The organism is Streptomyces sp. NPDC014891 (assembly GCF_043081085.1).
In the GTDB taxonomy this organism is placed as follows: Bacteria; Actinomycetota; Actinomycetes; order Streptomycetales; family Streptomycetaceae; genus Streptomyces.
The window spans coordinates 357,817-381,381 of sequence record NZ_JBIBWF010000003.1; the positions used below are offsets into that span (position 1 = coordinate 357,817).

At 74.0% G+C, this 23,565-nt stretch carries 17 protein-coding genes; 10 read left to right on the forward strand and 7 right to left on the reverse strand.

The window, feature by feature from the left end; translation table 11 throughout:
* The first annotated feature begins 64 nt into the window (after positions 1 to 64).
* The 5 genes from ACF09E_RS09935 (at position 65) to ACF09E_RS09955 (ending at position 8,839) form a co-directional block, all read left to right on the forward strand.
* Positions 65 to 1,072, forward strand: a complete 1,008-nt coding sequence (locus ACF09E_RS09935) for an SPFH domain-containing protein (protein WP_392204690.1) — start codon at positions 65 to 67, stop codon at positions 1,070 to 1,072.
* A complete protein-coding gene (locus ACF09E_RS09940; RefSeq protein WP_392204691.1) occupies positions 1,069 to 1,968 on the forward strand; it encodes a hypothetical protein in 900 nt (299 codons plus the stop codon). The genes ACF09E_RS09935 and ACF09E_RS09940 overlap by 4 nt, the downstream gene beginning before the upstream one ends.
* A 383-nt stretch (positions 1,969 to 2,351) precedes the next feature.
* Positions 2,352 to 3,218 carry a GNAT family N-acetyltransferase gene (locus ACF09E_RS09945; RefSeq protein WP_392204692.1) on the forward strand — a complete coding sequence of 289 codons (867 nt, stop codon included), beginning with the start codon at positions 2,352 to 2,354 and terminating at the stop codon, positions 3,216 to 3,218.
* A gap of 749 nt (positions 3,219 to 3,967) precedes the next feature.
* Entirely contained in the window at positions 3,968 to 5,662 is a 1,695-nt protein-coding gene (locus tag ACF09E_RS09950; RefSeq protein ID WP_392205009.1) for a S8 family serine peptidase, read from the forward strand.
* Positions 5,663 to 5,890: 228 nt separating this feature from the next.
* Positions 5,891 to 8,839: an AAA family ATPase gene (locus ACF09E_RS09955; RefSeq protein ID WP_392204693.1), complete on the forward strand. Its 2,949-nt coding sequence runs from the start codon at positions 5,891 to 5,893 to the stop codon at positions 8,837 to 8,839.
* Between the two features lie 82 nt (positions 8,840 to 8,921).
* On the opposite strand, the gene ACF09E_RS09960 is transcribed toward ACF09E_RS09955, so the two are convergent.
* Complete coding sequence (locus ACF09E_RS09960) at positions 8,922 to 9,569, reverse strand: 1,4-alpha-glucan branching protein (protein WP_392204694.1); 648 nt, start codon at positions 9,567 to 9,569, stop codon at positions 8,922 to 8,924.
* A 313-nt stretch (positions 9,570 to 9,882) separates the two neighbouring features.
* On the opposite strand from ACF09E_RS09960, the gene ACF09E_RS09965 reads away from it, so the two are divergent.
* Complete coding sequence (locus ACF09E_RS09965) at positions 9,883 to 10,347, forward strand: GreA/GreB family elongation factor (protein ID WP_361852916.1); 465 nt, start codon at positions 9,883 to 9,885, stop codon at positions 10,345 to 10,347.
* Between the two features lie 89 nt (positions 10,348 to 10,436).
* Here ACF09E_RS09965 and ACF09E_RS09970 read toward each other — a convergent pair whose 3' ends face one another.
* From ACF09E_RS09970 to ACF09E_RS09980, 3 genes are read right to left on the reverse strand one after another with little or no spacing between them, the layout of a single operon-like run.
* Positions 10,437 to 11,075: a DUF1345 domain-containing protein gene (locus ACF09E_RS09970; RefSeq protein ID WP_392204695.1), complete on the reverse strand. Its 639-nt coding sequence runs from the start codon at positions 11,073 to 11,075 to the stop codon at positions 10,437 to 10,439.
* A gap of 35 nt (positions 11,076 to 11,110) precedes the next feature.
* Complete coding sequence (locus ACF09E_RS09975; RefSeq protein WP_392204696.1) at positions 11,111 to 11,989, reverse strand: family 1 encapsulin nanocompartment shell protein; 879 nt, start codon at positions 11,987 to 11,989, stop codon at positions 11,111 to 11,113.
* Positions 11,986 to 12,981 (reverse strand): Dyp-type peroxidase, encoded by a 996-nt coding sequence (locus ACF09E_RS09980; protein ID WP_392204697.1) that lies wholly within the window; start codon positions 12,979 to 12,981, stop codon positions 11,986 to 11,988. The genes ACF09E_RS09975 and ACF09E_RS09980 overlap by 4 nt, the downstream gene beginning before the upstream one ends.
* 199 nt (positions 12,982 to 13,180) lie before the next feature.
* On the opposite strand from ACF09E_RS09980, the gene ACF09E_RS09985 reads away from it, so the two are divergent.
* Both ACF09E_RS09985 and fdhD read left to right on the forward strand, forming a co-directional pair.
* Positions 13,181 to 15,517: an FdhF/YdeP family oxidoreductase gene (locus ACF09E_RS09985; protein ID WP_392204698.1), complete on the forward strand. Its 2,337-nt coding sequence runs from the start codon at positions 13,181 to 13,183 to the stop codon at positions 15,515 to 15,517.
* 233 nt (positions 15,518 to 15,750) lie between these two features.
* Positions 15,751 to 16,587, forward strand: coding sequence for a formate dehydrogenase accessory sulfurtransferase FdhD (gene fdhD, locus ACF09E_RS09990; protein ID WP_392204699.1), 837 nt, complete (start codon positions 15,751 to 15,753; stop codon positions 16,585 to 16,587).
* 113 nt (positions 16,588 to 16,700) lie between these two features.
* Here fdhD and ACF09E_RS09995 read toward each other — a convergent pair whose 3' ends face one another.
* Both ACF09E_RS09995 and ACF09E_RS10000 read right to left on the reverse strand, forming a co-directional pair.
* On the reverse strand, positions 16,701 to 16,868 hold the full coding sequence (locus ACF09E_RS09995) for a hypothetical protein (RefSeq protein WP_388795548.1): 168 nt from the start codon (positions 16,866 to 16,868) through the stop codon (positions 16,701 to 16,703).
* A 3-nt stretch (positions 16,869 to 16,871) separates the two neighbouring features.
* The gene (locus tag ACF09E_RS10000; protein ID WP_392204700.1) at positions 16,872 to 19,421 is read right to left on the reverse strand and encodes an ATP-dependent Clp protease ATP-binding subunit; all 2,550 of its coding nucleotides are present in this window, start codon (positions 19,419 to 19,421) and stop codon (positions 16,872 to 16,874) included.
* A 220-nt stretch (positions 19,422 to 19,641) separates the two neighbouring features.
* On the opposite strand from ACF09E_RS10000, the gene ACF09E_RS10005 reads away from it, so the two are divergent.
* Positions 19,642 to 20,919: a YhgE/Pip domain-containing protein gene (locus ACF09E_RS10005; RefSeq protein WP_392204701.1), complete on the forward strand. Its 1,278-nt coding sequence runs from the start codon at positions 19,642 to 19,644 to the stop codon at positions 20,917 to 20,919.
* Between the two features lie 87 nt (positions 20,920 to 21,006).
* Here ACF09E_RS10005 and recQ read toward each other — a convergent pair whose 3' ends face one another.
* Entirely contained in the window at positions 21,007 to 23,073 is a 2,067-nt protein-coding gene (gene recQ, locus ACF09E_RS10010; RefSeq protein ID WP_392204702.1) for a DNA helicase RecQ, read from the reverse strand.
* 224 nt (positions 23,074 to 23,297) lie between these two features.
* On the opposite strand from recQ, the gene ACF09E_RS10015 reads away from it, so the two are divergent.
* Complete coding sequence (locus tag ACF09E_RS10015; RefSeq protein WP_148005617.1) at positions 23,298 to 23,549, forward strand: EF-hand domain-containing protein; 252 nt, start codon at positions 23,298 to 23,300, stop codon at positions 23,547 to 23,549.
* Positions 23,550 to 23,565 lie beyond the last annotated feature (16 nt).

Sequence of the window (23,565 nt, forward strand, 5' to 3'; positions counted from 1 at the left end):
TCGTCATCTTGACGACAAGCGAGAGACCCCCCTATCGTCAACATGACGACAAGGGGGTTTCTTCATGGCCGACATCACCCGGCGGGCCGGCTGGCGCCATCTCCGCTCCGCACCCACCGCGCACATCCGCCACCAGAGCCGCGGCAAGCTCGTGCACGACGGCGAGGGACTGAGCTTCTGGTTCCGCCCGCTCACCGCGGCCCTCTCCGAGGTCCCGGTCAACGACCGCGAGCTGGCCATGGCGTTCCACGCCCGGACCGCGGACTTCCAGGACGTCAGCGTCCAGTCCACCGTGACCTACCGGATCGGGGATCCCGCGGCCGCGGCCACCCGGCTCGACTTCTCCATCGACCCCGACACGGGCGCGTGGCGCGGCACCCCGCTGGAGCAGATCGCCACCCTCCTCACCGAGACCGCCCAGCAGCACGCCCTCGACGTCCTCGCCCGCACCGCGCTGGCCGAGGCGCTCGTCGACGGCGTCGCGGCGGTGCGCGACCGCGTCACGGCCGGACTCGCCGCCGAGCCCCGCCTGCCGGCGACCGGCATCGAGGTCGTGGCCGTCCGGGTGGTCGCGATCCGCCCGGAGCCCGAGGTCGAGCGCGCCCTGCGGACCCCCGCCCGCGAGCAGATCCAGCAGGAGGCCGACCGGGCCACGTACGAGCGCCGGGCGGTCGCCGTCGAGCGCGAGCGCGCCATCGCGGAGAACGAGCTGGCGAGCAAGATCGAGCTGGCCCGCCAGGAGGAGCGGCTCGTCGAGCAGCGCGGCACCAACGCCCGCCGCGAGGCCGAGGAGAACGCCGCCGCCGACGCCGTCCGCGCGGAGGCCGAGGCCGTCCGCAAGGTGCGCCTGGCACAGGCCGAGGCGGAGGCCGCGCGCGAGGTGGGCCAGGCGCGCGCCGGGGCGCAGTCCGCCTGGCTGCGGGCGCACGCCGAGGTGGAGCCCGCGACCCTGCACGCCCTCGCCGTCTCCCGCGCCGCCGAGAACCTGCCGCGGATCGAGCACCTGACGCTCTCGCCCGACGTCCTGACGGGGCTGCTCGCCAGACTCGGCGAGGGCGGGGCCAGGCCGTGAGCCTCGCGCCGCGCGCGGTGCTCGTGCACCGGACCACGGAGTACGAGGAGCTCCTCGCCCGGCACGGCACGCACGGCCAGGCCGCGTTCTTCCTCTCCGCGCGCGGCCGCTCGGTCGACGCGGTCCGGGAGCGGCACGAGCGGACCCACCGGGCCCTGGCGGAGGTGGCGGCCGCCGTGCCCCTGACCTGGCGGCAGACCCGGGTGGAGCGCGCCGACCTGGACCGGTTCCTGTTCGGCCCGGAGGACGTGGTCGTGGTGGTCGGGCAGGACGGTCTGGTCGCCAACGCGGCGAAGTACCTGACCGGGCAGCCAGTCATCGGGATCGACGCCGACCCGGGACGCAATCCCGGGGTGCTCGTCCGCCACCGCGCGGACCGGGCACGGCGCCTGCTGCCGTACGCGGCGGGGGACGGCGCGACGGTCGACGAGCTGACGATGGTGGAGGCCGTCACCGACGACGCGCAGCGGCTCCTGGCGCTGAACGAGATCTACGTCGGACCGCGCGGCCACCAGACCGCCCGGTACACGCTGGACCTCGACGCGGCGGGTCTCCCGCCGGAGGCCCAGGCCTCCTCGGGGGTGCTCGTCGGCACGGGCACGGGATCCACGGGCTGGCTGCGGTCCCTGTGGGAGCAGCGGTCCAGCGCGCTCGCGCTGCCCGCTCCCGCGGACGCCCGGCTCGCCTGGTTCGTCCGGGAGGCCTGGCCCTCCCCGGCGACCGGGACGAGCCGGGTCGAGGGGCTCCTCGACCCGGGCCAGGGGCTGCGCCTCACCGTGGAGTCCGACCGGCTGGTGGTGTTCGGCGACGGAGTCGAGTCGGACGCGCTGGAGCTGACGTGGGGCCAGACCGTGCGGCTCGCGGTCGCGGGGCCGCGCCTCCGGCTGGTCCACTGAGACCCTGCCCCGCCCGCCGTCCCTCCGGGGCCGGCGCGGCCGGAATTGATCGGCGGGAGCCGGGAGTGACGTCGTACGGCGTTAAGCTCGGCGCGCTTCGCCCGGTACTCCGGAGGGACTCCGTCGGTTCCTGCTCCGGTCCTCCGATGACGCTTCGCCGGTTCCGGGTGCCGCCTCACCGTCGCCGGTCGGGGCCGGCCCCGAAGCGCGGGGCGTTCCGGTCGCCGCGGTCCAGGGCTTCGGTCCCGGGTGCGGATGCGCGGGCCCGGATGCGGGGGCCCCGGACTCCGCCGCCACGTCGCCCGCATCAGGGGCGTCGGCCTCCGGACCCGCCGCGGCCCGATCGGTCGAGCGCCCGCACCCGGCCGTTGAAGGGAACCCCCATGACCTCCGCCCTCCCGGGCCCGCTGTCCGTCTCCCGTGCCACCGAACGGGACTGGGAGCTCGTCCGCTCCTGGGCGGCCGGCGAGGGATGGAACCCGGGCCGCTCGGACGCCGCGTCGTTCTTCGCGCAGGACCCCCGGGGCTTCTTCCTGGGCCGCGTCGACGGGGAGCCCGTCTCGGCCATTTCGGTCGTCACCTACGACGACGCGTACGCGTTCCTGGGCTTCTACCTCGTCCGTCCCGACCTGCGCGGCCTCGGTCACGGACTGGCCACCTGGCGGGCCGCCCTGCCGCACGCCGGAGGCCGGTCCGTGGGGCTCGACGGGGTGCCGGACCAGCAGGACAACTACCGGCGCTCCGGCTTCAAGGCGGCGTACCGCACCGCGCGGTACGAGGGCGCGGTCCCGGCCGTCGACGGCCCGCCGCCCGGTGTGGTGCCCGCGGGATCCGTGGACCCGGCCGCCCTCGCCGCGTACGACGGCGCCTGTCACCACGCCGACCGTCCCCGCTTCCTGGCCTCCTGGCTGACCACGCCGGGGCATCGCGCGCTGGCGCGGGTCGTCGACGGACGTCCGACCGGGTACGGGGTCGTCCGGCCGGCCCAGGACGCGGCGCGGGTGGGACCGCTGTTCGCGGACACCCCCGCCGACGCGGCCGTTCTCCTCGACGCGCTCGCCGCGGAGGCGCGGGCCTTCGGGGCGGCGCGGATCGCGGTCGACATGCCGGAGTCGAACCCGGCGGCGGCCCGGCTGGCCGAGGAGCGGGGCCTGGAGCCGACGTTCGAGACGGCCCGGATGTACACGGGCCCGGTCCGCCCGGTGGCACGCGAGCGGGTCTTCGGAGTGACGACGCTCGAACTCGGCTGAGGAGCACACCTCCAGACCCTCGGCGCACACCGCCAAGCCCCCGGCGCGAGGCGACGGGCCTCCGGCGTCCCGCGCGCGACCGTTCCGGAACGCCCCCGCCTGCCCGGGCGACCGCCGAGGCAGAGGCGAGTTCGACGGCAGGCTCCAGGGAGGGGGTCCCTGCCGGCACCCGTCGAGAGGTGTGTACCTTTCCCGTGAGGCAGGTACGTACCTTCCCCGCGGGACGTGCCGGTCGGGCATCGGACCGGATGTCGGCCCGCCGCCCGGCGCGCGGTCGGCGCGGCGCGGAATCCGGTGCCCGCTCCCCCGGTCGGACCTCCCCTCACCGGACCCCCGCAGCCCCGTGAGGGGTGACAAGGGTTTTCCCCGTATCGGGTTCACCCCCCCGTTCCCTACTGTCCTCCGCACCGGCAGATATCATCCCCCCGACCGCACCCTGACAGGTGCATGCGGAGGGGTTGCTTCCGCCGGGGACGGCCTTGACCCGGGCCGTCGCGCCGGTGGCGGCGCACGGGCCCCCCAGCCCAGGGAATGCCGGACAGCGACCCCACTTCGCCCTGGCCTCCCGCGCCGCCGCCACTGCTCCGCAGCTACGTCGTACTCGAAAGGGCCACACCTTGAACGGTTCCAGGCGGAGAGTCATATCCGTGGTCGCGAGCGCCGCGATCCTCGGCGCCGCTGCCACGACCGGGGCGATCGCCGCCGCCCCGGGCGCTGCCACCCCGAAGCCCGCACCGGCTTCGCAGACCATGCGGGCGCTCCCCAGCGCCCCGGTCGAGAAGGTCATCGTCACCTACAAGAGCCAGGCCGCCGAGGCCGGCTCGAACACCGCCGCGAAGAGCGACACGGCCGAGAAGGCCGCGAAGACGGGCGAGAAGCTCTCCTTCGAGCGTCGCCTCGCCGGCGGCGGCGCCCTGGTCGACCTGGGCGACAGCGCCAGCAAGCAGGACGTGACCGAGGTCATGGCCGCGTTCCGCGCCGACCCGTCCGTCGCCTCGGTCGAGCCCGACATCCGCGCCTACGCGATGGCCGTCACGCCGAACGACACCGACTACGCCAAGCAGTGGGACCTGTTCGAGCCCACCGGCGGCATGAACGTTCCTGCCGCCTGGGACAAGACGACCGGTTCGGGCGTCACCGTCGCCGTCATCGACACCGGCTACGCGACCCACTCGGACCTGGCGACCAACGTCGTCTCCGGGTACGACTTCATCTCGACCTCCGCCGACGCCCGCGACGGCAACGGCCGCGACGCGGACGCGAAGGACGAGGGCGACTGGAACGCCACCGACAACGAGTGCGGCACCGGCTCCAAGGCCTCGAACTCCTCCTGGCACGGCACCCACGTGGCCGGCACCATCGGCGCCGTCACCAACAACACCAAGGGCATCGCGGGCATCGCGTACAACGCGAAGATCCAGCCCGTGCGGGTGCTCGGCAAGTGCGGCGGCTCGTCCTCCGACATCGCGGACGCCATCACCTGGGCCTCCGGCGGCTCCGTCCCGGGCGTCCCGGCCAACGCCACCCCCGCCAAGGTCATCAACCTGAGCCTCGGCGGCGCCAGCGCCACCTGCCCGAGCGTCTACCAGAACGCGATCAACGGCGCCGTCTCCCGCGGCACCACCGTCGTCGTCGCCGCGGGCAACAGCAACGCCAACGCCTCCGGCTTCACTCCCGCGAACTGCGCCAACGTCATCAACGTGGCGTCCACCAGCCGCGAGGGCAACCGGTCGTACTACTCCAACTTCGGCAGCATCGTGGACGTGGCCGCGCCCGGCGGCGAGACCCGTCGCGCGACCGACACGCCCGGCACCGTCACCACCCCCGAGAACGGCATCTACTCCACGCTGAACTCGGGCGCGACCACCCAGTCGGCCGAGAACTTCAAGCCCTACCAGGGCACCTCGATGGCGGCCCCGCACATCGCGGGCCTCGCGGCCCTGCTCAAGTCGGCCAAGACCAGCCTCACCCCGGCCGAGATCGAGACCGCGATCAAGACCAACGCCCGCCCGCTGCCCGGCACCTGCACCGGCGGCTGCGGCACCGGCATCGCCGACACCGCGAAGACCGTCAACGCCGTGACGACCACCACGCCGCCCGGCACCGTCTTCACCAACGCGACCGATGTGACCATCGTCGACAACGCCACCGTGTCGTCCTCGATCACCGTCTCCGGCCGCACCGGCAACGCCCCCGCCGCCCTCAAGGTCGGCGTGGACATCCGGCACACCTGGCGCGGGGACCTGGTCGTCGACCTGGTCGCCCCCGACGGCACGGTGCGCAACCTCAAGGCCTCGTCCTCCTCGGACAGCGCCGACAACGTCCTGACCACCTACACGGTCGACGCGTCGAGCGAGGTCGCCAACGGCACCTGGAAGCTCCAGGTCCGCGATGTGGCCTCGGGTGACACCGGCTACATCAACTCGTGGAGCCTGACCTTCTAAGGCACCACCGCTCCACCACTGAACCACCCCCCACATCAGCATCCTTGCTGGTCAGCGACGCGCTCGTGGTCTACACCACGGGCGCGTCCTGGCGTGTCGGGCCCCCCGTCCGCCCCAGGGCCCTGTCCGAATGCCGGACAGAAGGCCTGGACTCCACCCGTGGGCTCCGTATTCTCTGCCCACGGGGCTCATGGGCCGGGGGCCCGAGCGCGCCGGAGGTGATGGACAGTGACGACAGCTCCGTACCTCGCCCTGCGCCCCACGGGTCCGGGCGGACCCCCTGCGCCGGTGGGCCGCGAGGAGCTCCTCGCCCGGCTCGAACGCGCCCTCCACACCCGGGGCCGCGCCCTGCTCACCGGCCCCGCCGGCGTCGGCAAGACCGAACTCGCGCTCGCCGCGGCGACCCGGGCCGAGGCACGCGGCGAGACCGTGCTGTGGCTGGCCACCCTGCCGTCCGACCGCGAGATACCCGGGGCGTCGGCCGCCGCGCTGGTGGCCTCGGTCGCGGCGACCGTGAGCCTGGCGCGGCCCGGCGGCAGACGCCGCGAGACCCGCCCGTCCGACAAGGCCTCCGGCGGGCGGTCGTCCACCGCGCCCGAGGCCTCCGCCGTCTTCGACGAACTGCCCGGCCCCCAGCGCACCGCCGTCGCCATGCTCTGCCGCGAGGCGCCGCTCGACGCGGGCGGCTGGGACCCGATCGCGCTCCGGCTCGGCATCGCCCAGATCCTCCGCACCCTGACCCGCCGGGGGCCCGTGCTCCTCGTGGTCGACGGGGTGCAGCACGTCGACGCGGACAGCGCCGACCTGCTCCGCTTCGCCCTGCACCTGGCGCCGCCCGCGCTGCGGGTGGTGGCCGTCGAGACCCCGGAGCCGTACGGGGAGGCCGACGAGCCCTACCGCGCGCCGCACCGCCCCGACGACCCGCACGCCGCCCACCTCTGGGTGCCGTCCGAGGCCGACGTGCTGCTCGTGCCGCCGCTGCACGCCGACGAGATCGCCGAACTCCTCATCCACCACCGGCTGCCCTCCCGGATGGCCGGCCGCATCCACCGCGCGAGCGGCGGCAATCCCCGGCTCGCCCTCGCCGTGGGCCGCTCACTGGCCGACGCGCGGACCCCCGTGCACCACGCGGAGGCGCTGACGCTCTCCGGGCGCGCCCGCGACCTCGCCCGGCAGCTGCTCGGCGCCGCGCCCCTCGCCGTGCGCGAGACGCTGCTGCTGGCGGCGCTCGCGCTGCGGCCCTCGTCGACGCTGGTGCGCCGGGCGGGTCGGCCCAACGCGGAGGCCGACCTCGCGGCGGCCGAGCGGGCCGGACTGGTGTCGCTCGCCGAGGACGGCTCGGTGACCTTCACCGCGGGCCTGCTGCCCTCCACCCTGGTGCACGACGCCTGCTGGGCCGAGCGGAGCGCCGGGCACGCGGCCCTCGCCGAGGTGGTGGACGACCCCGTGGAGGCGGTACGCCACCGGGCGCTGGCGACCGACAGCCCGGACGAGGACCTCGCCGCCGAGGTCGCGGACGCCGCCGACCTGGCCCGGCGGCGCGGGAACAGTGCGCTCGCGGCCGAACTCGCCCTGCTCGCCGCCGAGTCGACACCCGGCCGGCACGGCACACGGCGGATCGCGCGGCTCGTCGACGCCGCCGAGGAGGCCGCCCGCGCGGCCCGCGCCGACCTCGCCATGCGGGCGGCCACCGACCTCCTCGCCCGTGACGCGGTCCCCTCCGACCGGGTCAGGGCCCGGCTCGCCGTCCTCGACACCGCCGGGCAGGGACTGACCGGCCTCGACGAGATGTACGTCCACGCCATGGAGGACTCGGAGGGCGACACCGCCCTGCGGGCCGCCGTACAGCTCCGGCTGGCCGTCAAGTACGTGCTGGCGGACGGCGATCCGCAGCGCTCGCGGACGGCGGCCGTCGAATCGGCCGCGCTCGCCGCCTCGATGGGCGATCCGCGCACGGCGGCGCAGGCGCTGACCGTGCAGGCGCGGATGGAGCGGGCCCTCGGAGCGCCGGACGCGGAGGCGGTCCTCGCGCAGGCGCGCGCCCTTGAACTCGCCGAGCGGCCCCTCGGGATCCGCAACGCCGCCCAGATCCTGACGATCCGTCACGCCCTGTTCGACGATCGCCTGACGGACGCCCGCGACGAACTCAACGCGCTGCTCCCGCTGGTGCAGCGGCGCGGTTCGGTCGAGGACACGATCGAGCTGTTCTCCACACTGGCCGCGATCGAGTCCCGCAGGGGCGCGTGTGCGGCCGCGCTGGCCCACGCCGGCCAGTCCCTCGCCCTCACCCTGGAGGCGGGCCTCTCGCCGGGCCCCGCCTGGTACACCCTGGCCCTCGCGGAGACTGCGGGCGGCAGCTTCGCCCGGGCGGCGAGCTACGCCCGGCGGAGCGTGCAGGCCTCGGAGGAGGAGGGCGACCGGGTCTTCCTGTCCCGCAGCCGGTACGCGCTCGGCCGGGTGCAGCTGATCAACGGCGACGTCGCCGCCGCCCTGGAGACCCTGCGTCGCGTGCAGGCCGACGAGCGCGCCCAGTCGACCGTGGATCCGTCGATGCTGCGCTGGCACGAGGAGCTGGCCGAGGCGCTGCTCGCCCACGACGCGGGCGAGGAGGCCCTGGCCCTCCTCGACGAGGTGCGGCCGGTGGCGACCCGGCTGGGCCGGTCCACGGTGCTGCTGGGCTGCGACCGGGCGTACGCGCTGTGGCTGGCGGCGGAGGGGCGCACGGACGAGGCGGTGCTCCTGCTCACCCGCACGGCCGAGGCCTTCGGCCGGGCCGGGCTGCCGCTGGAGCGGGGACGGGCGCTGATCGCCCTGGCCCGGGTGGAGCGCCGCAGACGGCGCCGGTCGGCGGCGCAGAGCGCGCTGCAGACGGCGGCGTCGGTGTTTGAGCGGGCCGGAGCGGCGCCCTGGCTGGCCCTGGCGTGCGAGTCCCCCGCGGGGCCCGCGGGCGAGGGGCCCGGGGCGGCCTCCGGGAGCGAGGAGGCGCTGCCCGCGCTCTCCTCGCTGACCGAGGCGGAGCTGCGGCTCGCCCGCCTGGTGGGCCAGGGCGCCAGCAACCAGGAGGCGGCGGCGAAGCTGTACCTGAGCGTGAAGACCGTCGAGGCGCGGCTGACCCGGATCTACCAGAAGCTGGACGTCCGGTCGCGCGCCCAACTCGCCACGGCGCTGCGGCCGTAGGAGCCGGGCGCTCCGCGGTCCCGGCCGGGTGGCGAAGGCTTCGCCGGGCGGCCGGGTCCGGGGCGCCTCGGCCCGGGCCTCCTCAGAGGGTGACGACGAACAGGCCCCGGACCGTCGTGCCGTCGGCGCGCCGCCACTCGGCGGTGACTCCGCCGTCGGCGTCGGCCGGCACGTCCGTGCCGGCGGCCAGCACGCGCCGGACGCGCAGGGTCAGCGGGGCGGGCGCACCGGCCGGCCGGACCTCCACGTCCGTGTGGTCGGCTCCTTCCGTGACCCGTACGGGCTCCGCGTCGGCCGCCCCCGCGGCCGCGGGACGCGAGACGGCGACCGTGCGGTCCGGCGCGTCGGTCAGCGACTGGGCCTGGGCTTCGGCGCGACCGGCGAGGAGGGCGTACAACTGGGCCGCCAGCACCGGGTCGTGGGCGCCGTCGTAGATCCAGCGCTTGCCGAGGACGCCGTGCTCGGACGTGCCGACGAGGGCGGCCTCGGCGCCGTCCAGCGGAGCGCCGCGGTAGGTCAGCGGGACGAGGTACGAGACGGATTCCGCGCCCTCTCCGTCGGTCACGACCATGAACTCGATGCCGACCTCGCCCGCCGGGTCGTCGAGCCGGAACCCGCCGACCCGGTCCAGCCGCGCGTCCCCGCCCCGGTACCAGGGGCGGGTCGGGAGCCACTCGGTGAGCAGTTCGAGCTTGGTGGGCTGCAGAGTGGTCTGGTGGATGACGGCCATCGCGGGGGTCTCCCTCTGTTCGCGGGTCCGGCCCACCTCGTCCGTGGCCCGGGCACCGGCAACGTAACAGACCGTGCCGGCGGGCGCGGATGCCGCCCTGGCGCGCCCGGCCCGCGCCCGGATCCGGCCCAACCGCCGCTGCCGGCACCGCGATCGCGGGTTCCGGTCGCCGGCCGGACCAGGGTCGGAGTCCGGCGGGCGGCCCGGGGTGGAGCGGGCGTGACGGCGCCGGTCGGCGATCTGGTCGATAATGGCCGAAACGGAACATTCGACCCGCGGTACGTTCTCGTGCCGTCGCACCAGGGGAGCAGGAATGACCGGTGGACCCGAGCCCATCAGCGCCGCCGCCCGCGAGGCACTGCAGGGAGAGCTCGACGACCTCCGCACCGAACGCGAGGCCGTCGCGGTCACCCTCCGGGACGGCGGCGGCGACCAGACGGGCGACCGGGCCGACCAGGCCGACGAGCTGGAGCGCGGCGACGACCTCGACCGGCTCGACCGCCGCATCGACGAGATCGAGGGGCGGCTGCGCGAGGCGGACGTCGCGGGCGCCCCGCCCACCGACGCGGTCGGTGTGGGCAGCAGCGTGACCGTGCGGTTCGACGACGGCACGGAGTCGACCGTGCAGATCGGCGAGGTCGCGGCGGTGCTCGACCGGACGATGGTCACCGCGGACAGCCCGCTGGGCAGCGCCCTGCTCGGCCACCGCGCGGGCGACACCGTCCGGTACGTGACGCCCGAGGGACCGGCCACGGCGGTCGTGCTGTCCCTCGGCTAGGCCGTCTCTTCCGGATCTTGCGGGTCGGGCAGGACCGGAAGAGACGGCCTGGACGCCGCCCCGCCGCGAGGTCTCCGCGCGGAGGGGTCTCAGCCCGTGACGATGCCCGTGACGAGGTTGATCGTGGTGGCCAGGATGCTCGCGCCGAAGACGTAGGAGAGCAGGCAGTGGCGGAGTGCGACCGCGCGGATCGTCGTGCTGGAGACGTCGGTGTCGGAGACCTGGTAGGTCATGCCGAGGTTGTAGCTGAAGTAGAGGAAGTCGCTGTAGCGGGGCGGTTCGCGGGAGTTGAAGTCGATGCCGCCGCCGGGTTCCCGGTAGTAGAGGTAGGCGTAGCGGGTCGCGTACATGAGGTGCAGCGCCGCCCAGGCCATGAACACCCCGGCGAGGGCGGTCGCCGCGGCGGCGTGACCGAGGTCGGACCTGCCGGCGAGGAGCAGGACGACGATGCCGAAGAGGCCGCCGACCGCCGTGCCCACGACGGCGAGTTCCTCGACGGCGGGCCGGAACTCCTCGCGGCGGACGTTGCTCCGGGTGGTGGTCGCGTCCATCGGCCAGAGCGCGGTCCATCCGGTGACGACGAAGAGGGTCTCCCCGACGGCGATCGCGACGAGGACGCCGAGGGGCACGTGGACGGTGGCGCCGACGACGGCGCCGACCGCCGCCCCGGCGAGCGCCGAGAGGGCCAGCCGTGGGACGGCGGAGAGCAGCAGTGGACGGTGGTGCACGGCGTCGGGCCTCCCGGTTCCCCGGCCTCCGGCCCTCAGGCCGGGGGCGCCTCCAGGACGACGACGGCCTCGTCCGTGTACGTGCGGAAGGTCAGCGTCTCCTGGAAGTAGAGCTGCACGCTGGTCGCGTCGTGGCCCGTGTAGCCGATGGCCAGGTCCTGGCCGAGGACCAGCTCGAAGTCGCCGCCGCGGGTGGACAGGACGAAGCCGCCGCTGAGGGCCGGCGCCCAGATGGGCTTGCCGTCGAGCATGCGGCCGAGGTGCGCGGCGATCGGGTAGCCGTGGTCGGAGGTCTCGCTGACCGCCCGGTACTCCTCGGCGCCGAGGAGCAGCGCGTAGGGACCGTCGACGCCGGCGAGGCGCAGGAGGGTCAGGGCGCGGCTGACGGCGTCCGGGTAGTCGCGCGCCTCGGTGGGGAGCTGGACGACGGGGTTGGAGGACCTGGCGCGGAGTCCGTCGACGCCGGCCGCCCCGTATCCGTCGAAGATCGTGCGGTCCTCGACGAAGGCCATGGCCCGCGCGGCGTCCTTGACGGGCTGCCAGTCGGAGTCCTTCGAGCCCCGCTCGACGTCGTCGACGGCGGCCCGGTCCACCGTGAAGGGCACCCTGAGCTCGAAGAGGGGCCGGGCCTCCCGCAGGCGGGCGGTGACGCCGGGGGCGGGTGATCCCATGTCGCTGAGGTGCCCCGTGCCCACGGCGGCGAGGCCGGGGCCGCCGGGGTCGGGGACGTCGACGACGCGGCGCCCCGCGACGTTGCGGCGGAAGGTGCGGCGGGCCTCCTCCTCGATCTCGGCCCAGGCGGCGGGGGTGATCGGGGCGAGTTCGCGGTGCAGGTTGTCCGTGTCGGGGCCGTGGTCGAGGGCGCCCGTGGGGGCGGGGGTCGTGTCCCCGGGGGTGGCGTCGGGGGTCGTCATGGGAGTCGGGCTCCTTTCAGGCCGCCGATGCCGAGGGAGTTCCCCCGGCGGGCGGCGGCGGCCGGGGGCGCGGCGGGCAGGTCGTCGAGGAGGTCGGCGCTCGGTACGAAGAAGAGGCCGCCGGTCACGGCGCGGGAGAAGTCGAGGATGCGGTCCGTGTTGCCCGGGGGGTCTCCGAGGAACATGCGGCGGAGCATGAGCTCGGTGACGGCGGGGGTGCGCGCGTAGCCGATGAAGTACGTGCCGAACTCGCCGCCGCCGATCCGGCCGAAGGGCATGTTGGCGCGGAAGATCTGGCGGGCGGTGCCGTCCTCGTCGACGACGGTGTTGAGGGCGACGTGCGAGTCGGACGGTTTGACGTCGTCGGGCATCTCGACGTTGGACGCCTTGCCGCGGCCGATGGCCTGCTCCTGCTGTTCGACGGTGAGCGCGTCCCAGGCCGGCATGTCGTGCAGGTACTTCTGGACGACGACGTAGCTGCCGCCGCGGAAGCCGGGGTCCTCGTCGCCGATGTGGGTCGCCTCGGCGGCCACCCGGCCCCCGGGGTTCTCGCTGCCGTCGACGAATCCGAGGAGGTCGCGCTCGTCGAAGTACGCGAATCCGTGGACCTCGTCCACGACGGTGACGGCGGCGCCCAGGCTCTCCACGATCAGCCGGGACAGTTCGAAGCAGAGGTCCATGCGCCGGGCGCGTACGTGGAACAGCAGGTCTCCGGGGGTGGCGGGGGCGCGGTGGCGGGGGCCCGTGAGCGCCGGGAAGGGGTGCAGTTCGCGGGGGCGGGGGCCGCCGACGAGGCGGTCCCAGCCGTCGGAGCCGATCCCGGCGACGCAGCTGAGGCCGTCGTCGGGCGACCGGAAGGCGACCGACCGGACGAGCCCCGACAGGTCCTGGAGGGCCTCCCGGACCGCCGTCTCGCCGCCTCGATGGACGGTGGCCACGAGGAACACGGCCGCCCGTGAGGGAGGGGCGACAACGGGTTGTACGACGACCATGGAACTCCCACCGAGAGACACAGGTGATCAAGTATGACGAAATGGACAGCGCCAGCGTAGGCGCGCATGATCCGTGGCGCAGCCCGTACGTCCGCCGGGAGTGGAGTGGCACCCGCGCACCGGCGGGCATAGCCTGCCGAGGGGGTGGCCTTGCGATGTGACACGCCCCGAATGCCCGCAGGTGAAAGGGTGAACTGCCGTGAGCACCGACCAGGACGCGCAGCACTCCCCCGCATCCGACGACCCGGATCCCGTGGAGCCCCGTGTGGGTCCCGCTCCCGAGGGCGATCCCTCGTTCCACCCGTACGACCACCCCGCCGCGGGCTGGGGCGCGGCCAGGAGCGTGACCGAGTTCCTCGTGCGCGAGAAGGCCCTCGTCGACGGGCCGCGCGCGATCATGCGGATGAACCACGAGAACACGGGGTTCGACTGCCCCGGCTGCGCGTGGCCCGACGACACCAAGGGCCTGCACCTGGACATCTGCGAGAACGGCATCAAGCACGTCACGTGGGAGATGACCCGCAAGCGCGTCGGGAGCGAGTTCTTCGCCGCGCACTCAGTGACCGAGCTGGCCGGGTGGAGCGACTACGACCTGGAGAACGAGGGCCGGCTGACCGAGCCGATGGTCTACGACCCGGAGTCGGACCACTACGTCCCGATCACCTGGAAGGACGCGTTCGAGGTAGTCGGCCGGGCCCTGCGGGGCCTCGACGACCCGAACCGGGCCTCCTTCTACACCTCGGGGCGGCTCGGCAACGAGGCGACGTTCCTGTACCAGCTAATGGCCCGCGAGCTGGGCACCAACAACCTGCCCGACTGCTCCAACATGTGCCACGAGGCCAGCGGCCGCGCCCTCCAGGCCTCCCTGGGCACGGGCAAGGGCACGGTCGACCTCAAGGACTGGGAGACCGCCGACGCGCTGTTCATCTTCGGGGTGAACGCCGCGTCCAACGCCCCCCGGATGCTGACTGCGCTCGCCGAGGCCCACCACCGCGGGGCCCGGATCGTGCACGTCAACCCGCTCGTCGAGGCCGCCGCCACCCGGACGATCGTGCCGCACGACTTCACCGACATGGCGCTGCTCAAGACGACGAGGACCAGCACCCTCAACCTCCAGCCCCGCATCGGCGGCGACATGGCACTGATCCGCGGGATGGCCAAGGCCGTCCTGGAGCAGTCCGCCACCGACCCCCGGGCCCTCGACCGGGAGTTCATCGACCGCCACACGAGCGGCTTCGACGCGTACCGCGCGGTGTGCGAGGCGACACCCTGGGAGGAGATCGAGCGGCAGTCGGGGCTGACCCGCGCGGACGTCCTGAAGGCCGCCCGGGTGTACGGGGACGCCGACCGCTCCATCGTCAGCTGGTGCCTCGGCCTCACCCAGCACGAGCACGGCGTCGACACCGTCCGGGAGATCGTCAACCTGCTGCTGCTCCGCGGCAACCTGGGGCGCGAGGGTGCCGGCCCCTCCCCCGTGCGCGGACACAGCAACGTCCAGGGCAACCGCACCTGCGGCATCGACCACCGCCCCGCCGACGCGTTCCTCGACCGCCTCGCCGAGGTCTGCGGCATCGAACCGCCGCGCGCGCACGGCCTGGACACGGTCCGCACCATCGAGGCCATGGAGCGCGGCGAGATCTCGGTCTTCGTCGGCATGGGCGGCAACTTCGCCCTCGCCGCCCCGGACACCCCGCGGACCTACGCGGCGCTGCGCACCTGCGACCTCACCGTCCAGGTCAGCACCAAGCTGAACCGCAGCCATCTGGTCCACGGACGGCAGGCCCTCATCCTGCCGTGCCTCGGCCGGACCGAGAAGGACCACCAGCGCAAGGGCGTCCAGAGCACCTCCGTCGAGGACTCGATGAGCATGGTGCACCTGTCGATCGGCATGAAGCGCCCGGCCTCCCCGCACCTGCTCTCCGAACCCGCGATCGTCGCCGGCATGGCCCGGGCGGCGCTGCCCGACAGCCCGACGCCGTGGGAGTGGTACATCGAGGACTACGACCGCATCCGCGACACCATGGCCAGGGCCCTGGACGGCTTCGAGGACTTCAACCGGCGGGTGCGGCTCCCGCTGGGCTTCCGCATCCGGCAGCCCGCCCGCGAGCTGGTCTTCCTCACCCCCTCCGGGCGGGCCGAGTTCTCCGCCGCCCCGCTGCCCGACGTCGTGCCCGAGCCGGGCACGCTGGCCCTGGGCACCATGCGGTCCCACGACCAGTGGAACACCACCATCTACTCCGACAACGACCGCTACCGCGGCATCAAGAACCTGCGCACGCTGGTCTTCATGAACCGGGCCGACATGCGGGAGCGCGGCATCGCGGACATGGCACCGGTCGACATCACGAGCACCGCGAAGGACGGCAGCCGGCGGTCCCTCCACGGCTATCTCGCCGTCCCGTACGACATCCCCCGGGGCTGCGCCGCCGGGTACATGCCCGAGATGAACGTGCTGTGCGCGCTGGTCGACCACAGCACGCAGAGCGACCAGCCGATCATGAAGCACGTCAAGGTGACGATCGAGCCGGCCGCCTGAACGTCCCCGGACCGCCCGCGGCCCGGGGGCGGGCGCGCCGAGGCGGCCGCCCCCGGGCACCCGTCCGTCTCGAACAGGCGCCCGGGGCGATGCCGGGACCGGCGCCGTGACAGAGTCGTGGACGGGCCGCCGGCACCGGCACGCCCCGCACCACCGACCGACCGGATCGCCGGACATCCGGACCGCGGGCTCCGGGCACCCCCGGGGCGGCGCTCCGAGGAGAGGAACGAACCATGGGACGAGTGACCGTACGGCGGCGCGTCCTTCGCGTGCGCGAGGGGGACTCCTCCTACCGCCCGGACACCCTGGCCGCCGAGGAGCCGATGGAGATCCGGGTCGGCGGCCGACCGCTGACGGTGACCATGCGGACCCCGGGCGACGACTTCGACCTCGCGGTCGGCTTCCTGGTGAGCGAGGGCGTGGTGCACTCCGCCGAGGACGTGGCCGGGATCCGCTACTGCGCGGGGGCCTCGGCCGACGGCGGCAACACGTACAACGTGGTGGACGTCGGACTGGCGCCGGGTGTGGCCCCGCCCGACGCCTCCCTGGAGCGGAACTTCTACACGACCTCCTCGTGCGGCCTGTGCGGCAAGGCCAGTCTGGACGCGGTGCGCACGACGGCCGCCTGGTCGGTCGCCGGGGACCCGCTGCGGATCGGGACGGACGTCCTCGCCGCCCTGCCGGACCGGCTGCGGGCCGCCCAGCGGGTCTTCGACAGCACGGGCGGGCTGCACGCCGCCGGACTCTTCACGTCCGAGGGCGAGCTGGTGTGCCTGCGGGAGGACGTCGGCCGGCACAACGCCGTCGACAAGGTCGTCGGCCACGCGCTGCGCGAGGGGCTGCTGCCGCTGCGCGAGCACGTCCTGATGGTGAGCGGCCGGGCCTCGTTCGAGCTGGTCCAGAAGGCGGTGATGGCCGGGATCCCGCTGCTCGCGGCGGTCTCGGCGCCGTCGTCGCTCGCCGTGGACCTGGCGGCGGAGAGCGGTCTGACGCTGGTGGGCTTCCTGCGCGGATCCTCGATGAACGTCTACACCCGAGACGAGCGGCTGAGCGCCCTGCCCGTGGCCTGACCGGTCCGCGTACGGCGACGGCCCGCGCACGTGCCCCGGCGAGGGCGCGGGCGCGGGCCGCAGCCGCGGCGGGCGGGGTCGCCCGCCGCCGCCGTCCTGAGCCGGTCGGGGCCCTACTCGCCGCCCCGGCGTTCGTCGTCCGGGCGGAGGCCGACCTCCTCGCGGTCCTCCTCCAGGCGCTGTTCCAGCCGCTTCTCGTCCGGGCGGCGGGGCATGCCCCTGCTGTGTCCGGTGTCGGGGTCGCCCTCGACCTGTTCGTTCGACTTGTGGTGCGGGGCCATCGGTCACTCCTTGCCGTCGGTGGCGGCGGCCGCCGCGGCGGCCTCGGGGGCCCGCCCGGCTCCGTCGCCCTGCTGGATCGTGCAGTGGAGGGAGTCGTCGACGACGTCGGCGACGATCGTGTCCCCCGGTTCCGCCTCCCCGCCGAGCAGCAGGGAGGCGATGCGGTTGTCGAGCTCCGTCTGGATCGTGCGGCGCAGCGGCCGGGCCCCGAACTCCGGCTGGTAGCCGTGGGCCACGAGCAGCTTCTTCGCCGCCTCGGTGACGTCGAGGGTCAGGCCCTGGGCGTGCACGCGGTGCTTGCTGCGGTCGAGCAGGTGGTCGACGATCTCCGAGAGGTCCTTCTCGGTGAGGCTGTGGAAGACGATGATGTCGTCGATGCGGTTGAGGAACTCGGGGAGGAAGCGGCCCCGCAGATCCTCCATCAGCTCGTCCTTGAGCTCGGCCGCGTCGCCCTGGTGGGCGAGGATCCGGTGGGCGCCGATGTTGGACGTCATGATGATCACGCAGTGCCGGAAGTCGACCGTCCGGCCCTGCCCGTCGGTGAGCCGTCCGTCGTCGAGGATCTGGAGCAGCGTGTTGAAGACGTCGGGGTGCGCCTTCTCCACCTCGTCGAAGAGGACGACGCTGTACGGGTGGCGGCGCACCTTCTCGGTGAGCTGGCCGGCCTCCTCGTAACCGACGTATCCGGGCGGCGCCCCGACGAGCCGGGCGACGGTGTGCTTCTCCTGGAACTCGCTCATGTCGAACCGGATCATGCGGTCCTGCTCGCCGAAGAGCAGTTCGGCGAGGGTCTTGGCGAGTTCGGTCTTGCCGACGCCCGTGGGGCCGAGGAAGAGGAACGAGCCGACGGGGCGGTTCGGGTCCCCCATGCCGGCGCGGTTGCGGCGTACGGCCTCGGAGACCGCGGTGACGGCCTCGTCCTGGCCGACGACCCGGGCGTGCATCTCCTCCTCCAGCCTGAGGAGGCGCTCCTTCTCGCCGGCGGTGAGCTGGGAGACGGGGATGCCGGTGCGCCGGGAGACGATGTCGGCGATGTCTGCGGCGGTGACCGAGACGACGCCCTCGCGGCGCTCCTGGATGCCGGCGAGTTCGCCCTCCACCTCGGCGATCCGCCGCTTCAGCTCGGAGGCCTTCTCGAACTGCTCCGCGGCGACGGCCTGGTCCTTCTCGCGCCGGAGCCCGGCGATGCGGTCCTCGCGGCTCACCACCTCGGTGGAGCGTCCGGCGCTCCGCAGCCGCACCCGCGCGCCCGCCTGGTCGATCAGGTCGATGGCCTTGTCGGGCAGGAAGCGGTCGCTGATGTACCGGTCGGAGAGCTCGGCCGCCGCGGTGAGGGCGCCGTCGGCGAACCGGACCTGGTGGTGGGCCTCGTAGGCGTCCCGCAGTCCTTCGAGGATCTGCACGGTCTCCTCGACCGTCGGCTCGGGGATGAGGACGGGCTGGAAGCGGCGTTCGAGCGCGGCGTCCTTCTCGATGTGCTTGCGGTACTCGTCGATCGTGGTCGCGCCGACGACGTGCAGCTCGCCCCGGGCCAGCGCCGGCTTGAGCATGTTGCCCGCGTCCATCGCGCTCTCGCCGGACGCGCCCGCGCCGACCACCGTGTGGAGTTCGTCGATGAAGAGGATGATGTCGCCGCCGGCCTCCTGGACGTCCTCGATGACCTTCTTGAGCCGTTCCTCGAACTGGCCGCGGTACTGTGCGCCGGCCACCAGGCCGGACAGGTCGAGGGAGACCACCCGCTTGCCCTTGAGGGTGTCGGGCACCTCGCCGGCCACGATCCGCTGGGCGAGGCCCTCGACGATGGCGGTCTTGCCGACGCCGGGCTCGCCGATCAGGACGGGGTTGTTCTTGGAGCGCCGCGAGAGGATCTCGATGGTCTGCTCGATCTCCTCGGCGCGGCCGACCACCGGGTCGAGCCGGCCCGCCTTCGCCTCGTCCGTGAGGTCCCTGCCGAACTCGTCGAGGGTGGTGGCCGGCTGCTGCGGCTTCCCCGCGGCCGGGGCGGCGCCGTCGGAGCGGACCGCCTGGTCGGTGAGGCCGCGCAGCTTCTTGACGTCGTGGTCGTCCGCGCCCAGGAGCCGGGTCGCGCCGGAGTCGGAGTCGTCGAGCAGCGCCGCGAGGATGTGCTCGGGGCCGATGTACGACACGCCCGCCTCCTGCGAGCGGCCGTAGGCGGCGGCGAGCGTGCGCTTGGCCGCGGGGGTGAGGCCGGGTTCGGAGGAGGGCTCGCCGGACTCCCGGGGCAGGACCTCGTCGAGCTGCGCCGCGAGGGCCGCCGGGTCGACGCCGACCCGGGCGAGGAGGCGGCGCGAGGGGTCGACCTGGGTGGCGGCCCACAGCAGGTGCTCCGTGTCGAGGTCGGACGTGCCGTCCTCGACGGCCTTCCGGGTGGCCAGGCCGAGGAGTTCGTGCGAGGACTCGGTCAGCAGGCGACCGATCGGGACGCGCTGGACGGCCGGGGGCGACGACGCCGGTGACATGCCGAAGAACCGGTTCAGCATGTCGCTGAACGGGTCGGACGAACCGAGAGGTGAACCGAACGCCATCGACATGTCAGCTCCAGAGACGCATGGGGGGTCATTCCCACTCAAACGTGGCGATCTGGGCTCCGCAACCGGAGTGGGGACGGCTGGAAATCACCCGCCCGGCCGGTGCGCGCCGGGGCCCGAGGGGGCCGCGGTGCCGGCCCCGGCGGACCGGGCGCCGACACGCCCGTCCCGCCGTCCGGGGCGCAATCCCGGCGGTGACGCCGTGCCCGCCGACGATGACGCCATGACGTCCGCGAACCCCCCGCACACCACAGGCCCGCAGGCCCGCGCCCGGACCCTGCTCCGGAACCCGAGACTGTGGTTCGTACCGACCGTCCTGAGCGCGCTGGTCGCCGTGGGCCTCTCGCTCCTCTACATGGGCGGCATCCTCAACCCGAACGACAACCTGTACAAGCTCCCCGTCGCCCTGGTCGACGCGGACCGGGGCGCCCCGCTGCCCGGGCAGCGGGAGACCCTGGGGAAGCAGATCACCGACTCGATCGCCGTGGGCCGCCCCTCGGCCACGGACATCGACTGGCAGCGGCTCGACCTCGCCGGGGCCCAGAAGGCGCTGGCCTCCGGCAAGGTCTACGGCGCCCTGGTCGTCCCGGAGGACTTCACCGCGTCCGTCTCCGCCCTGACCACGAACCGGGCGACGGTGCGGCCGACGATCACCGTCCTCACCAACCCGGGCCTCGGCAGCCTCGGCTCCTCGCTCGCCGCGCAGATCAACCAGAACGCGGCCCATCAGGCCTCGCTGACCATCGGCAAGCAGCTCTCGGCCGCCGGCGCGGTCCCGACGACCCGGCTGCTGCTCACCGACCCGGTCGCCGTGACCACCCGGGTCGGCCATCCGATCGGCCGGCACAGCGGCCTGGGCCTGACCGCCTTCTACTACACGCTGCTGCTCGTCCTCGGCGGGTTCATCGGCGGCAACCTGGTGAACAGCGGGGTCGACACCGCGCTCGGCTATGCCGACAGCGAGATCGGCCCCTGGCACACCCGGCACGCCGCGGTCCCGATCGACCGGACGCAGACCCTGGTCCTGAAGATGCTGATGACGGCGGGGATCTCGCTCCTCACCACGACCCTCGTCATGGTCGCCACGATCGGCCTCCTGGGCATGGACGCCTCGCACCTGCCGATGCTGTGGCTGTTCTCGTACTGCGCGACGGTCGCCGTCGGACTGGGCGTGCAGGCCATCAACGCGGCGTTCGGCGGCATCGGCCAGCTCGTCTCCATGTTCATCTTCATCGCGCTGGCGCTGCCCTCCTCCGGCGCCACCGTCCCCCTGGAGGCCACCCCGGGGTTCTACCGCTTCCTGGGCCTCTTCGAGCCGATGCACCAGCTCAGCGCGGGCGTCCGGGCCATCCTGTACTTCGACGCCCAGGCCGACGCGGGGCTCGCCCGCGGCTGGATCATGATCGCCGTCGGCACGGTCCTGGCCCTGCTCTTCGGCTTCGGCATGACCCGCTACTACGACCGCCGGGGCCTGCGCCGCCTCATCCCGCAGCTCTCCTGAGCCGCGGGGCGGCGGACCCGCCCGGTCCGCCGGAGGCGTCCCGCCGATCACGCCGGAGCCGCCGGGACATGGCAGGCGGGACCCTCCCTAGCGCCAGTCGTCGTAGGGCGGCGGGGGCTCCTCCATGCCGTCCACGTCGAAAGGCGGCTCCTCGTCGAAGGGAGCGTCGTGCTCCGGCGCGGAGGACTCGGTCCGGGCGGTGCGGGCGGTCCGCGTGGTCCGCCCGCCGGGGACCGCCGGGGCGGTCCCTCCGGACCCGGCGGTCGCGGTCTCCGCCTCGGCCGTGGCCGCGGCTCCCCCGGCCGCGCCGCTCTCCGCCAGGGCCTCCAGGACCCCCTCCGCGTACTTGGCCAGCTTGGCCTCGCCGACGCCGCCGACGGTCCCGAGCTCCTCGACCGTCCCCGGGACCAGCGTCGCGATCTCGCGGAGCGTGGCGTCGTGGAAGACGACGTACGCCGGGACGCCCTGCTCGCGGGCCGTCGCGGCCCGCCAGGCGCGCAGCGCCTCGAAGACCGGCACCGCGGCGGCCGGCAGGTCGACCGGCACGCGGGCGCTCTTCCCGGAGCGCCCGCCGGACTCCTTGCGGGCGGGGGCCGGGGCCTTCTCCTTGCGCAGGGTGACGGTGCGGCGGCCGCCGAGGACCTCGCCGCTCTGCTCGGTGAGCACGAGCGTGCCGTAGTCGCCCTCCACCGCGAGGAGGCCGAGCCCGAGGAGCTGGCGCACCACGCCGCGCCACTCGGCGGTGCCCAGCTCCGAGCCCACGCCGAACACCGACAGGCCGTCGTGGTCGAACTGGATGACCTTGGCCGTCTTCTTGCCCTGGAGGATGTCGATGATCTGGCCCGCGCCGAACTTCTGGCGCCGTTCCTTGGCCAGGCGCCAGACGGTCGACAGCAGCTTCTGCGCGGCGACGGTGCCGTCCCAGGACTCGGCCGGCGACAGGCACGTGTCGCAGTTGCCGCAGGGGGTGCCCGACTGGCCGAAGTAGGCGAGGAGGCGCACCCGGCGGCATTCGACCGTCTCGCAGAGCGCGAGCATGGCCTCCAGGTGCATGGTCAGGGCGCGCCGGTGCTGCTCGTCGCCCTCGGAGCCGTCGATCATCTTGCGCTGCTGGACGACGTCCTGGAGGCCGTACGCCAGCCAGGCGGTGGCGGGCTCGCCGTCGCGGCCGGCGCGTCCGGTCTCCTGGTAGTAGCCCTCGACCGACTTGGGCAGGTCGAGGTGGGCCACGAAGCGGACGTCGGGCTTGTCGATCCCCATGCCGAACGCGATGGTCGCCACCACGACGACGCCGTCCTCGCGCAGGAAGCGGGCCTGGTTCGCCGCGCGGTCCCGGGCGTCCATGCCGGCGTGGTACGGGACGGCGTCGATGCCGTTCTCCACGAGGAGGGCGGCGGTCTTCTCCACCGAGGCGCGGGAGAGGCAGTAGACGACTCCGGCGTCCCCCTCGTGCTCGGTCCTGATGAGTTCGAGCAGCTGCTTGTGCGGGCTGTTCTTGGGGACGATGCGGTACTGGATGTTCGGCCGGTCGAAGCCGGCGACGAAGTGCCGGGCGTCCTCCAGGCCGAGCCGCGCGGCGATCTCGCGGTGGGTGGCCTGGGTGGCCGTGGCGGTGAGCGCGATGCGCGGCACCTTGGGCCAGCGCTCGTGGAGCATGGAGAGCGCGAGGTAGTCCGGGCGGAAGTCGTGGCCCCACTGGGCGACGCAGTGCGCCTCGTCGATGGCGAAGAGCGACACCTTGCCGCGGTCGAGGAGCCGCTGGGTGCCCTCGGTGCGGAGCCGCTCGGGCGCGAGGTAGAGCAGGTCGAGCTCGTCGGCGAGGAAGGCCTGCTCGACGGCCTGCCGCTCGTACGGGTCCTGGGTGGAGTTGAGGAAGCCGGCCCGCACTCCGAGGGCCCTGAGCGCGTCCACCTGGTCCTGCATGAGGGCGATCAGCGGCGAGACGACGACACCGGTGCCCTCCCTGACCAGCGCGGGGATCTGGTAGCAGAGGGACTTTCCGCCGCCGGTCGGCATCAGCACGAGGGCGTCGCCCCCGTCGACGACCTGCTCGATGATCTCCTGCTGCTCGCCTCGGAAGGAGCTGTAGCCGAAGACGCGGTGCAGCACCTGAGCTGCCTCGGAGATCACGGCGGAGCCGTCGGAAAGGACCATTCACCCACCCTATCGGCCGCCGCGGACACCCCCGGCCGCTCCGGCCAAACCTGTGGACAACCCTCCCGTCGTACGGTGCCGGGGCACCGGCCCGCACCGTACGGAGGGCGGAGCGAGGTGCCGTGGCGGCGCCGAGGCAACGGACGGGACCGTCCGCGCGTCCTTCCGGTCGGGGACGCATCGGCCGATGCACCTGCCACGGCCACAGGAAAGCAGGACACATCGTGAGCGACAGGGCCCGCACTCTCTTCGACGCGCTCGACCTCGACCATGACGGGAGCCTGACGCGCATCGAGGTGATCAACGCGCTGCGGGCGAAGGGCCCGACCCTGGCCGCGCAGGGCGTGATCCCGGCGTGGGGCGTGGGGACCGACGACGACGCCTCGGCCCTGTTCGACCAGGCCGACCAGAACGGCGACCGGGTCCTGTCCTTCGAGGAGTTCGCCGCCCTGGTCGACCGCCGCTTCGGCTGGTGACGCCGGACCGGCCCCG